Genomic DNA, 12,994 nt, shown 5'->3' with positions numbered 1-12,994 from the left:
TTTGAAATGCCTTCGGAGGTCATTATTCCAGGCTTCACAGCAACTATCCTTTTACTTATGATTACCTTGTCAATCACTGGGGTGATCACAACTTCTCTTTCATTCACGGTTAACACGTTGAGAGAGGCTTATGAGAGTTATCGAAAAAGGTTGAACCGGGTACTAATAAGTTGGGCGAGCTTAGAATACGATGGGGGGATGCTTAGAGGCGAAATCCTCGTATATAACGATGGCTCACAACCCGTATACAGGTTTAACACTTGTGACTTAATAATTGAGTATTACTCGGCGTCCGGCGTATTTAGATCGCTCAGACTAAACTACCCGGTTGAATGGTTAGTGGAGAGGGTATACCTCGTCGAGGATTACAGCGTTGAATTCGCCGAACACCCCTCCATTGGTCAGGGAGAAGCTGGTTTAATAAGAGTATCGATCACTGTGAGCGATATCGACGTTTCCAAACCTGTCAGAATAGTGTTCACGACCGACCTCGGAGCTTCAGCTACCAAGTGGGTGTTGATTAATGTTGAGAGTTAAAATGATATCCACAGGTAACGATGAGCTAGACACTAAGATTGCTGGCGGCATCCCCTTCCCTGCTTTGATCGTTATAGAGGGACTACACGGGACTGGGAAATCCGTTTTAGCCCAACAATTCATTTACGGTGCGCTGAAAAGCGAGTTAAGAGTTACGGTTGTAACAACCGAAACCACCACGGTTGGGTACGTAAGAAGCATGATCAATGTAGGGTTCAACGTGCTGGACGAGTACCTTAAAGGCCGGTTGAACGTTTACTCCACCCAAATACCAAGGGTTAAGTGGGTTAGCTCTACCAGCAGGGACCTGCTCTCCCTCACTCTACGCCACATGGTTTCAACCGTCGAGAGATATGACGTCTACGTGATTGACTCATTCAGCATCCTTGTTAAAGGCTCGAGGAGAGAGGATGTTGCAAACTTTCTCACTGTCGGCAAGAAAATCGTCGATAAGGGTAAGCTTGTAATTCTCACAATACATCCTGAGGGGTTGAGCGAATCATTGCACGCCGGGCTTAAAGCTATAGCCGATGGATACATCGAGCTTAAAAACGTTGAAATGGGAGGCAGGGCTCTTAAAGTTATGAACATTATAAAACTGAAGGGGGTGCCTACAACCTTCGAGAATACTATAACATTTGATGTCGATCCGGCCTTTGGCATCAAGCTCGTCCCCATGGCGTTAGCAAAAGTATAAGGTGATTCAATGTCAAAGCTCTTGAGCATAAGACTTTTCAGGAGTAAGAAGGAGAGAGAGGTTAAAGAGCCCGATTTCGGCGGAAAGCCTCCGTACCTGACAACCTACATGGAGTCCTTCGGGAGGCAACACGGTGAGACTCCCCTATTCGTGGAGAGGCTCACGGGAGACATGAAGATGTGGTCGAAAATCAACGTTATATACCCGGTTGGCGGCGGAGTCTTCATACACGTGACCAACCTCATTAAGACTGCATCAGGATACAATCAATACATTTCTATCGAACCCCCCAGGCCTCCAACCAACGTGCTGAAAGCGCTCGAGGAGGCCCTCGCGGTAAAAATAAAGCCTGAACACGCCCTTGAGTCGGCTGAGGAGAGGAGAAAAATACTGCTCGAGCTGTTGGAGGATATTTTCGACGTTAAGGAGAAGCCGGTGAACTACGCGTCGATAAAGCCTGGTCTGCTGAGAGTCCCAGTGTATGCGGGAGACGTTGATTACATTAAATATCATTTAATACGTGACAAGATAGGGGTCGGCATTATAGAGCCCTTTCTCAGAGACCCTTATCTCGAAGACATTAGCTCAAAAGGCGTTGGAAACATTTATGTAGTCCACAAGATATTCGGGTCGCTGGAAACAAATATCGGTTTTCACAGCGAAGACGAGCTTGACGAGTTTATCATAAGGCTTGGGGAGAAGATCGGCAAACCAATATCTAGGGCAAGACCAGTAGTGGATGCCACGCTCCCCGATGGAAGCAGAATAAACATAGTCTACGGTAGTGACGTGAGCCTGTTTGGAAGTAATTTTACAATACGTAAGGTCGCTAAGACTCCCATCAGCGTGACACAGTTGATCAAGTGGAACACCTTCAACGAATATGCCGCCGCGTACATGTGGATGATGCTGGCAGAGGGGATGAGCGCCTTCATTTGTGGAGAGACCGCAAGCGGTAAGACGACGGCGTTGAACGCGCTGGCGGTTTTCATACGCCCCAATTACAAGATAGTCTCCATTGAAGACACCTCTGAGGTCGTCCTACCACACAAGAACTGGGTGAGAGAGCTGACAAGAGATACCGGCAAACAAGAGAGTAGCGTGACGATGTTCGACCTTTTAAGGGCTGCGCTACGCCAGCGTCCGAACTACATAATAGTTGGAGAGATCAGAGGCGCGGAGGGCAACATAGCCTTCCAAGCAATGCAGACCGGCCACCCTGTGTTGTCGACCTTCCACGCAGCTAATCTCGAAAGACTCTTACAGAGGCTGACCAATCCGCCTATAAGCGTGCCGAAAACCAACCTGGATACCCTCAACATAGCATGGTTCCAGTCATCGGTTTACGATAAAAGAGGTATGCTCGTCCGTAGAATGATCACGATCAACGAAATCATAGGCTACGACCCCCGTTCCGACTCAATAGCAGCCATTCCGGTGTTCACGTGGGATCCCGTGAGCGATGTCCACAGGTTTTCGGGACGGGGAGCTAGTTACCTATTGGAGGAGAAAATAGCTGTCATGAGAGGAATACCCAGACGCGATATTAGATTAATATACGATGAGCTTGAATTAAGAGCGCGATACCTCAGGCTCCTCGCTGAGAAGAATATTCTTGACTACAATGATGTTTACAAAGCGATCGTTAAAGCATACGAGCTAGGCCTCGAGGAAGCATATAAGAGATTAATGAAGGGGGAATTGATGTAGGTTGAGCGAAAAATCGCCGACCACTACTACATTGAAGGAGAGAGCAGTCGAATTCTTCAAGGGACTCGTACACAGGGCTATTGTAAACAAATGGGCAACGCTAGGCGTGGCTATAGCGGATTCTATAATAGTATACTACATAGTAATCGCCATCCCATACTTCGTCAACGTTGTCCTAGGGGGTTTCGTCATCCTGGGATCCTTCCTCCTTTTGTATTATTTCAACATCCTTAAGAGAATAGGGATCGTGCCGGTTTCAGACGACCTAATATTCATCCTCGTCCACATGAGGTGTTTGGTGACAGGGAATCCGCCCCTCACTACGCTCTTCGGAAGGATCGGTGAAGCCTCGTTCTACAGGAAAAAATACACTGACATGTTTCAAAAGCTGCGAGGGCTGATCAGGAACTGGGGGTACAGCGCCCCGGAAGCCCTAAAGCTCGTCTCGCGCGAGGCTTCCTCTAAGGTCGACGAAATGTTTCTTCAAAGGTTGTCAGCGATCGTGGCTACTGGAGGAGACGTAAAGGAATATTTGCGAATAGAATACAACACGCTTTTCTCCGAGTACGTTTCATCCTACACTAGAATGATTGATACTTTAAAGGTTGTCCTAGGTGTTTACACTACGCTACTAGGGGCTTTAACCTTCATGCTTGCAAACCTAATGCTACTCGGCATGATATTCGGCAATGTAACTGAGTTGATAACAACGGGAGTTATCGGCGTGGGTTTTGCCTTGATAAGCATGGCACTGCTTCTCTACGTTTTCGTGCGGAGACCCATTTTCGAGTCTAAGCCGCGGCACAAGAATAAAATCGTTATCATGATCTCTACTCTAGGGTTAACTGGCCTGTTAATTTTCGCGATAATCTCGGTTTACTTAGTAATCTCCATGAATATTTTCAACATGGAGTACGTAGCGCTTAGTCTCCTGTTGACCGGTGTTTCATTATTACCCGCTGCGATATTGGTAAAGATTCACGAGGGTAGAATAGCCGAGTACGACATGTTCTTTCCAGCGTTTATCAGAAGCTATGGGGAGCACATGGCTGTTCTTCCAAACATGATTGACTCGTTGAAACCACTACTGATAGCGGAGCTTGGAAAGCTGAGGACACTCTTAAGGGGAGTATATGCCAGGCTGTTGAATAGAGTAGACCCTAGGATTGCTTGGGGATTCTTCGCCGAGGAGTCGTCCAGCGAGCTCGTCAATAGGGGGACACGAATATTCGTAGACACCGTGGAGGTTGGAGGAGACTTAGGTGAGGCTGGAGCCTTAATCTCAGACCATGCCAACGAGCTTTTCAGGCTGAGAGCAAACTATGTCCAAGTATTCAAGACTTTTGAAGTAACACTATACCTCATGCACTTGATAGTCATAATCCTCTTGATCTTCATAGGCAACTTCATAAACTTATTCACAGAGATCATCGCGAGCTTCGCAGGAAGCATTCCATACGAGTACTCGGGTATTCTGAGCTTCTTCAATGTGTCACCACAAGATGTCTCACTTCTAACGAATCTAATGCTTCTCATGATAACTATTGCAAACACTCTCGCAGTCTACTCGGTCAACCCCGGCTCAAGATACGCGATATACTATTATCTCTGCGTAATGTTACTGATTACTGGAGGCGCCGTCTACGCAGGTTCCATCGTCATAAATGGTCTAATAAGCGGTCTCCTCGGTCCAATGGAGTTTGGAGGCGCTATTTAGTAGGCCGCTTTGCTTTCTTCTTGAATGATTCATCAGGATAGATCCTGACGTCCACATGATAAACCAGCTCAGACTCCCTCCTCGATATCTTGTCTATTTTCCTCTTCACGGCATAGGCTTTATATATCGGCATTTTAGGATCCAAGAATATCTCAACCGTGACTATATAGAATGAGCCTACTTTCCGTGCCTCAATACTTTTGATTTTAACGTCGAATAATTCCTTCTCCAGTACCGATCTGAGCCTACTCGTTAGCTCGACGTCAATGTTTGTTCCGCTTAGTACTTTAAAACTATCCTTGAATAACTCTAGGACGCTGTGCAGGATGAAGACGAGGAGAATCATGGTGAAGAGCATCTCGAGCGAGTAGCTTCCAGTAATTACTGTTAGAATAACCCCTGCTGTAGCAATAAATGATGAAAGAGTATCCATTAATGCATGAGTTGAATCAATTTTCAAAATCTCAAGGCCATATCTACGATAATTTCTCCTCTGGAATAGGAACGCTGTGAAAGTGATCGAGCCTCCAACAGCTGTTATCAATGAAACCAGTATTGAATTCGTTGTAGCCTCGTAAGTGGCAATTAAACCGTTAACATAGTCGAGCATAACCCATCCGTAAAACGCGAGCAAAATGAACATAACGATAATACTAGTTGAGAATTCAATGATCAATATGCTCCAAGGGAATTTCTTGCCTACTCTACTCGCATAGTATATTGAAAAAAGCATCATGAACTCGACAATTGTGTCGAGAGTCCAGTGGAAGAAGTCGGTTACGAGTATTATGCTCTGGAAAATGGTCAAAGCAACTCCTTCCAAAAACGCTCCCAAGAGGCTTAACAGGGCAGATGTAACGAAGGCTTTCCTCGCCTGGAGTAGGCGCGTATTGATTCCGTAACTCATAAAGACCACCTGAAGTTGTTAAAAACTGTGCAAACATTGAACAATGTTCAACAAAATCTTTTATCTCAATAAAGCTTATATACTCGTGCGCTGGGGGAAGCTCTCCCTTCTTTTAAGCCGCGCCGTAGATATCTATGTGAGGCGGGGATGCAGGCGAAGGTGGACCAATCGATGGAGTTTAAAAAGACCGAGAACCATCTGCAGAGAGCCTTGGCAACCAGCATTCCCCTAGTATTCGTGGAAATGGTTTCAAGCCTTTACTCTCTAATCGATACCTACTTTATCAGCGGACTCGGGGATAGTGCTCTAGCGGGCGTTGGGGCTTCGAGCTACATCCTCTGGCTCTACAATGTCTTGCTAGCTCTGTTTCAAACCCCCATAATGATACTCGTATCACAATCTATTGGAGCAGGGTTGAAAAACAAAGCTAGAAGCATTATAGGGGAGATCTGCTTCAAGGGCGGACTAATAATTCTAGTCATCACGGGAGTACTTTATACATTCTCGCCAACTATACTCGCGGTTCAATCGGGTCTAACGGGTGAAGCATATGATCACGCACTAACGTACCTATCCGTAAGGGTTCTCGGACTCCCACTATTCTATCTTTCGATGTGTTTCGATACATCGATAATTGCTACAGCCAGGACCAAGATAACCTTGCTGGTCAACACGATCGGTCTTGTTGGAAACATGATCCTAGACCCGTTGTTGATCTACGGCTACCTCGGACTCCCCAGAATGGGTGTCGCTGGGGCAGCCGTCGCGACCGTCGTCTCGGGCACTTTTACCATACCATTTCAACTCTACTACCTCAGCGTCCTAGGCCTCTCTCCCTCACTCGGAAGAGATAATAGCGTGCTCTTTAAGGCGATGAAGCTTGGATATCCTGCCATGCTGGAGAGGTTTGTCTTTGCACTAGGCAACAACGTCTACGCTGGAGTGATCTCCAGGATGGGTCCCAGGGTGATGGCTGCCCACAATATTGGTTTAAGAATCGAGAGTCTGGTGTACATGCCCGGGTTTGCTTTCTCGCTTACGGCCTCCACGCTCGTAGGGCAGAAAATCGGGGAAGGGAGAATAGATGAAGCCAAGAGGCTTGGACTTGAGACAGTAAGGCTTGGGGTCCTGGTAATGGGGGGATTAGGGTTGCTCCTAGCCTTGACTGGGAGATTCCTCTCGTCCCCTTTCTCACCGGATGAAGAGATAGCCGGCTTGGCGTCAACATACTTGCTAATCGCTGGTTTAAGTGAACCGGGTCTTGGATTGTCGATGGTAGTGAGCGGTGGAATAAGAGGTGCGGGAAACACGAAAATACCATTCATAATTAACTCCTTGTCCCTTTACCTATTCAGGGTGATACCATCGATAATCCTGTCCAAACCCCTCGGGGTCTTAGGTCCATGGATATCAATGTTCGTGGATGTCTATGCGAGAGGAATTATCTTGTTCTTGATTTACCATAAAAGGTTTGCCAAACTAGCCGTTAAACACGTTTAGATTTTAAATATTTTAAGGAGAATCATTAAGTAATGGGAGGGCATTTTGAATAATAATACAACGGCGGTAATCCTTGCTGGCGGAGTGGGGACGAGGTTTCATCCTTACACCGAGGTTGTGCCGAAGCCGATGATCCCAATAGGTGTTGACGAGAAACCGGTTTTAGAATACATTCTGCGATGGCTGAATAGGTTTGGAGTGAATAAGTTCATTTTTCTAGTAAATTATAGGTGGAAATACATTCGAAACTACTTTGGAGACGGGTCCCGTTTCAATGTGAGAATTGAATACTCTATTGACGATCCCGAGGGATACACGAACACAGGGGGCTCGATGCTGAAAGCCTATCGAGAGGGGCTTTTCAAAGGGGATGTAATCGTCTGGTATGGCGATATACTGGCTCCCTTAAATGTGGAGGATTTGCTAAGATATCACTTGGAAAAACAAGGAGACCTAACTCTCGTGGTAACAAGGAAGTACAAAGTATCAGTCGGCGTGGCAACCCTCGGCGAAGATAATTTGATCGTGGATATGGTGGAAAAGCCTGAGTTAAACCTTAACGCTACAGTGGGTATCGGAGTACTTAAGAGCGAATTGTTCAGCGAGGACTTGGAGAAGATTCTAGGATTAGACTTCGATTTTATGGGTGATTTCGTCCCATGGTTGATCAAATCCGGTAGAAGAGTTTTAGGTTACATTTATGACGGGGACTGGTTCGATGTCGGGAGCTTGGAGAGGTATAAAAAGCTAGACAACCACCATCTTTCAAGACTTTTCGAAATCTAAGGTTCAAGATCCGAAAGCCCTGTCTCCAGCATCGCCGAGCCCTGGGACGATATAGCCCTTCTGATTAACCTCGGGATCCATCCATATGGCATACATTTTCAAATCGATGCCGAGTTCATCTGCCTTATCTCTCAACCTTGCAACAGCGAGAGGAGTCGTGAGTACCGAGGCAATATAATATTTCTTCGCCTTTCCTTTCTTTAATATCTCCTCGAGAATTCTAGCCAGGGTCGAGCCCGTAGCAACCATTACATCGCTTATTATTACTACGTCGTTGGAGGTTACCGAAGGCATTTTCACATAGGAGACATCTATTTCAAACCCGTAGTTTTGCATACCTTTTTCCTCAACTCTCTTAGCAGCTATAACCCCTTGTCTCGCATTATAGAATACCTTTATAAGCCCCTCTGTCAGCGGCCAAGCAGCCCTTAGGACCGTAACAATAATGGTGTTATCCATGTCCTTTATTCTTACGCCTTTCACTTTGACTCCAAGAGGTGTTTCAACGATGGCCTCCTCTGATTCGAGATCCTCCGCTATCTCCATCCCCAAGATCCTGCCGAGTTTAACCAATCCCTTTCTAAACTCTATTTGGGATGAATCCTTATTTCGGAGTAGTGTGAGGATGTGTTGCGCATACTTCCTGTTTACCAGCTGAACCTCGAACATGAACCCATCCCTGGGTATCAAGTTGAGAGATTAAAAAGTTTTCCACTATTGTAGCCGGAAAAACCGAGTTTTCAGCAGGGATCCCTTGGTTAATGCTTAAATACTACAAGGTTTACTATGAATTATGTGGTGGGTGTATAGAGGGATAATTCATGAAAAGAATACTTGTATTAATATCTATAATATTCCTACTTGGATTAATCACTCCGATGACGCCGGCATCTTCAACAATCGTCCCAAGGTCGTCGGGATTTGGAAAAACATATGTGAGTCCAGTCTTGTTCGAGGATTCGTTCTGGTCTATTGGAGCATACGCGGAGGATTCGGATTTACTGTCTTTCACACCGGTTGGAGAGGAGTTTACCATAGTTAATCGTGGAATAGATACGGGCCGCGTCATCATAGTGTTGGAGAAGAACACTCCTCTCACCGTGTTGAAAGGAAAGACCAGAGGCATTATAGGAGCATTCCCAACGCATATTTACAACATAGTGTTTGCAGTCATTGTTAGGGACCAGGTTGAACCTCTATCAAGAACTCCTGGAGTGTTGGCTATTCTACCCGACGTCAGGATCGACGCCTTAATAAATAAGGAAATGAAACAGATGGAGACCTATATAGATGAGGCGCCTCTACAGGGCGGGGACTCCGAGCCGATGGACTTCTCGAACTATCACTACACGTTAAACATTACTGGAGCGATCGATGTTTGGTCCAACTATAACATCATGGGAGAAGACGTTAAGCTAGCGATAATCGACACTGGCGTGGACTATGGGTCGCCCGGGCTCGGGTTAGAAGCTATTGCAAGGGATGAGTATGGTCTTCCGCTAGTATTCGACGTAAGTAGCCTGGGTCTAGTACTGACCCCTGTTGTAGCGCAAGATGTGGGCGATGGATACATCTACGTGAATGCTTCAGAACTTTACGTTTTCCAACCCCCGTATTACGTGTTCAAGTGGACAAATCAACTATGGGCGAGAGTGTCAGGTTGTAGAAGCGCGAGCATCTGGGTTCCATTCCCGTCCGACTCGACGTGGTACATAGGAAACATTATGAGGTATGGCCAAGTTAAATTCGGTTTAATGCTACAATACATGTCCTTCTCGGTTGCCGGCTCCTCAACCACTCTTTGGCTAACCGTTCCAGTAATAGTTGTCGACAGCAACGGAGATGGCGTGTATGATACACTGTATGCTGATACGACAACGGCTCTCTACCTGGTCAGGCAAGCCCTTTCACCATCCCCGTGTAGCGTAACATTCCCCGGCACCCTTGGAACGACGGCTGATTTCTCATTTGCTGACGAAGAGGCAATAAGATATGGAAATGAAGTAATAGCGAGGGACTTAGACGGCGACGGAATTACAGACTTCTCCATCGGAACACTCGCTGGGTACGTTTACGACGCATCATTTGCAATAATTCTTGATAAGATTGGAGCGATAAGGGCGAACGTTCTACCGCTTGACCCGCTTCTTGGCATCTCAATACCTAATCTAGCCCCTGAGACGTGGAGGGGTGAACCAGTCGCATACGTATGGCCGGGTCTCGACCCTGAAGGAGACTATGTGGTGATACAATACGATTACAACAGCCACGGCACATATTGTGCCAACACCGCGGCTGGAAGGGACTTCTACGCCCAGACCGGCTATGGAGTCAGAAGCATTGCTGGGCAAGCACCCAGGGTAAAGATCGCGGCTGCCCCAGCCCTCTACTATGGAACTGTTGCTGTCGCTATATACTTCTTCAGCGGATTCGACATCATCACGCCATACGGTGACGGCTCAATATACCTGTGGCCCGCTATGCTCGCCAACCCGTGGATAGCCTTCGAAGGTTACACGTGGAAATGGGAATACATTGGGGAACACCAGGTCGACATAACCAGCAACTCATACGGCTCTAGCGGATGGGCCCTCTGGGGATGGAACACCGGCATGGACCCGTCCAGCATCATCTTCGACTACACTATAATGACTTCAGGCACAATGCACTTTGCCGCGGTAGGAAACGGTGGACCAGGCTACGGAACGGTCTCCACTCCAGCATCTTCAACGCTGGCAATAGGCGTGGGGGCTGCCACGGAGTTCACTTATAGACCGCTATACGGATACAACTGGTCTGGGTCAAGTAGGCAAGTAATCACATGGAGCAATAGAGGCCCGACGGAGCTAGGCGTCGTTAAACCCGACATAGTGGCTGTGGGAGCCTTTGCATGGGCGGTTGGTAGGACGTGGGATGCGTTGAACAACGTGTATGGTGTTAGGATGCTCTCGGGTACACTAGCCTACAACCTGTTCAGCGGTACAAGCCAAGCTACACCTATGAGCGCTGGAGTCGGGGCGCTAGTGGTGTCCGCTTATAAGGCGAAGTACGGGGAGAGAGTGCCTCCTCACCTGTTGAAGACGGTATTAATGAACACTGCCACCGATATGGGGTTTGACGAGCTATCACAGGGGGCTGGGTTCGTCAATGCCTTCAGAGCCGTAAAATCCGTGTTGGAGGGCAATACTCCATTAGTCTATTCAACAAGCATATTCAACGACATGCTCTCCGAGATATCTTCATCATACCCCACGATAGCGTATGATAGCCTACCTGTCAAAACATGGTTCGAGCCGAAAATATTCATACCTTCAATAAGGGCGGGCGCTAGAGCCTCTAGGCCCTTGACTGTAGAGGGCCCGGGATCATACGAGGCATACTCCATAGTGCTCAAGCAGGTCTCAAGTCTTGGGTTGTGTGATATAAGCCTTGCAAACCTCAACCCAACAGTAATATCTAACTGTACCGGAGAGTCCTTGGTATTGAATGTGAGCGCGGCTACTTCGTACGGTCACTTGATACTAGACTTAGATACTTTGAGATCGTATGACTATTTCGAGATTGAAGTAGTATTCCCATTCCAGTTCTTCGAGAGCGGGGGACGCGGAGGAGCCTTCAACGTAATGATTCCTACAACTGTGGTTGAGCTCGCCTACTGGATAGATTTTAGTAAGGATGGCGTTTTCGCGTGGTCTGAAACTGCTAGGATGATGTATGACATTAGGCGTGCAAACGCGGTTAGAATTCAATACGGTGACCTCGAGGGAAGTATAGCCGAGATCGAAAGACTCGCCAAGGCGTACAGGGACGTTGATCCGCAGGAGTACCCGAGATATCTTATCGTTAGACTCGGCGTGTCGGGAGCTACCTTTAGAGGAGATCTACCTGTGAAGGCTAGAGTAGTAGGTTATAATTACACGAGATGGGATGCCGTATCCCTCAACCCCTCCAGGTTCACTTTAACTACTGGGTCTAGGACGATCACGGTCCAGGTAAAAGCTCCATCAACGCCAGGATTCTATAGCGGGTACATTGTTGTCGAGGAAAAAACCAGGGGACTGAGATATCTCGTCCCGATATCATTCTTTGTACCAATAGAGATTAGAAGCACTAGAGCAGTCTCGATAACGCCGTTCGAAGAGTCTACTCCAATGAAGAATACTTATTTAAGAGGGGCTTTCGACTACACATGGAGATATGAATCCGGCGACTGGAGAGTATTTAAGATCATAGTGCCCCCGACATTCAAGAACTTGTGGGCCCTAGGTATTAGAGTCTCCTGGCCCACATATGACAACCCGAGATATGCAAGCAATCTCGACGTACACTTATATGGACCCTACACATACTACATGGTCGACAATGAAACATTTGCTGTCTACGAGTTCACTGCTCCCGGCTTGCAATTGGCAGCAGAGTTATCACTAGACCCGACAAGAAGCAGTAGCTACAACCCATCAAGATTCTGGGACAGCGTTGCCCCAGGAGAATCGTTCATTATAAGTCCGATGAGCGGTCCGGGATCATACAGGCTTGTCGTGAGAAACATTCAATTCAGCGGAGTCTCATATATCGAGCCTTTCACGATTCAACTCTTACCGGTATCACTCTCCTCAGTCAAGATCCACAATCCCGCTACAGGAAAGATACACTACACAGTGATAATCACAGGTCCACTCGACTTGCAACCCGAATTGATCGACTACTATGGGGAGGTATTATTCAAGCCGATAACTGAGGAAAACATGTACTATGTGAGCGACCCCTCCATTGTATCCCTGGACATTAACGTTGGATATCCATCGGTGACTCCGAACAGGTTCAGATTTACAACAACGATATCCTACACGAGTGAAACTCCACCAGGATCCTACATCATCCCGTTATCCGCTTTAATGAAGTATCCAGTGACCACGGTAGGATGGCTGAATGTGACGACGCCAACCGTGTACTTCGAATGGTACGAGATACCCATATACTTAAGACTAGACATTTAAGTGGAAAAACAAACTTTTTTTTTCCTCCCCTAGCATATAAGCCCCAACATACTTACTCTTCCTCCTTTGAGCGTTCCCGTGATCGCTAAGAGGTAATATAATATACGTGCTGCAGCGTTGACTGCTATGACCGGGATTACAAA

9 protein-coding genes are annotated in these 12,994 nt (G+C 47.0%); 7 read left to right on the top strand and 2 right to left on the bottom strand.

Features of this window, described 5'->3' with window-relative positions:
• Nucleotides 1-6: 6 nt before the first annotated feature.
• The 4 genes from QXH45_02165 to QXH45_02150 are packed head-to-tail and all read left to right on the top strand — an operon-like array spanning nt 7 to nt 4,661.
• Nucleotides 7-537 (top strand): hypothetical protein, encoded by a 531-nt coding sequence (locus QXH45_02165; GenBank protein ID MEM2078044.1) that lies wholly within the window; start codon nt 7-9, stop codon nt 535-537.
• On the top strand, nt 524-1,234 hold the full coding sequence (locus QXH45_02160) for an ATPase domain-containing protein (GenBank protein MEM2078043.1): 711 nt from the start codon (nt 524-526) through the stop codon (nt 1,232-1,234). Before QXH45_02165 ends, QXH45_02160 begins: the two co-directional genes overlap by 14 nt.
• A gap of 9 nt (nt 1,235-1,243) precedes the next feature.
• Nucleotides 1,244-2,944, top strand: a complete 1,701-nt coding sequence (locus tag QXH45_02155; GenBank protein ID MEM2078042.1) for a type II/IV secretion system ATPase subunit — start codon at nt 1,244-1,246, stop codon at nt 2,942-2,944.
• A 1-nt stretch (nt 2,945) separates the two neighbouring features.
• A complete protein-coding gene (locus QXH45_02150; protein MEM2078041.1) occupies nt 2,946-4,661 on the top strand; it encodes a type II secretion system F family protein in 1,716 nt (571 codons plus the stop codon).
• On the opposite strand, the gene QXH45_02145 is transcribed toward QXH45_02150, so the two are convergent.
• A complete protein-coding gene (locus tag QXH45_02145) occupies nt 4,654-5,568 on the bottom strand; it encodes a cation transporter (protein ID MEM2078040.1) in 915 nt (304 codons plus the stop codon). The genes QXH45_02150 and QXH45_02145 overlap by 8 nt on opposite strands.
• 147 nt (nt 5,569-5,715) lie before the next feature.
• Here QXH45_02145 and QXH45_02140 point away from each other — a divergent pair, with 147 nt between their 5' ends.
• Together QXH45_02140 and QXH45_02135 are read left to right on the top strand one after the other, a co-directional pair.
• The gene (locus QXH45_02140) at nt 5,716-7,068 is read left to right on the top strand and encodes an MATE family efflux transporter (GenBank protein MEM2078039.1); all 1,353 of its coding nucleotides are present in this window, start codon (nt 5,716-5,718) and stop codon (nt 7,066-7,068) included.
• Between the two features lie 45 nt (nt 7,069-7,113).
• Complete coding sequence (locus QXH45_02135; protein MEM2078038.1) at nt 7,114-7,854, top strand: nucleotidyltransferase family protein; 741 nt, start codon at nt 7,114-7,116, stop codon at nt 7,852-7,854.
• A 3-nt stretch (nt 7,855-7,857) separates the two neighbouring features.
• Here QXH45_02135 and upp read toward each other — a convergent pair whose 3' ends face one another.
• Nucleotides 7,858-8,523, bottom strand: coding sequence for a uracil phosphoribosyltransferase (upp, locus tag QXH45_02130; GenBank protein ID MEM2078037.1), 666 nt, complete (start codon nt 8,521-8,523; stop codon nt 7,858-7,860).
• Between the two features lie 152 nt (nt 8,524-8,675).
• Between upp and QXH45_02125 the strand changes: the two genes are divergently transcribed.
• Entirely contained in the window at nt 8,676-12,851 is a 4,176-nt protein-coding gene (locus QXH45_02125) for a S8 family serine peptidase (protein ID MEM2078036.1), read from the top strand.
• Nucleotides 12,852-12,994: the final 143 nt, after the last annotated feature.

The organism is Thermosphaera sp. (assembly GCA_038827615.1).
GTDB lineage: Archaea > Thermoproteota > Thermoprotei_A > Sulfolobales > Desulfurococcaceae > Thermosphaera.
This window is presented reverse-complemented; position numbering and strand designations above follow the sequence as displayed.

Bases quoted from the DNA above. Each gene is read 5' to 3' on its own strand.
- QXH45_02165 (MEM2078044.1), top strand. From the start codon at position 7: ATGCCTTCGGAGGTCATTATTCCAGGCTTCACAGCAACTATCCTTTTA.
- QXH45_02160 (MEM2078043.1), top strand. From the start codon at position 524: ATGTTGAGAGTTAAAATGATATCCACAGGTAACGATGAGCTAGACACT.
- QXH45_02155 (MEM2078042.1), top strand. From the start codon at position 1,244: ATGTCAAAGCTCTTGAGCATAAGACTTTTCAGGAGTAAGAAGGAGAGA.
- QXH45_02145 (MEM2078040.1), bottom strand. From the start codon at position 5,568: ATGAGTTACGGAATCAATACGCGCCTACTCCAGGCGAGGAAAGCCTTC.
- QXH45_02140 (MEM2078039.1), top strand. From the start codon at position 5,716: ATGCAGGCGAAGGTGGACCAATCGATGGAGTTTAAAAAGACCGAGAAC.
- upp (MEM2078037.1), bottom strand. From the start codon at position 8,523: ATGTTCGAGGTTCAGCTGGTAAACAGGAAGTATGCGCAACACATCCTC.
- QXH45_02125 (MEM2078036.1), top strand. From the start codon at position 8,676: ATGAAAAGAATACTTGTATTAATATCTATAATATTCCTACTTGGATTA.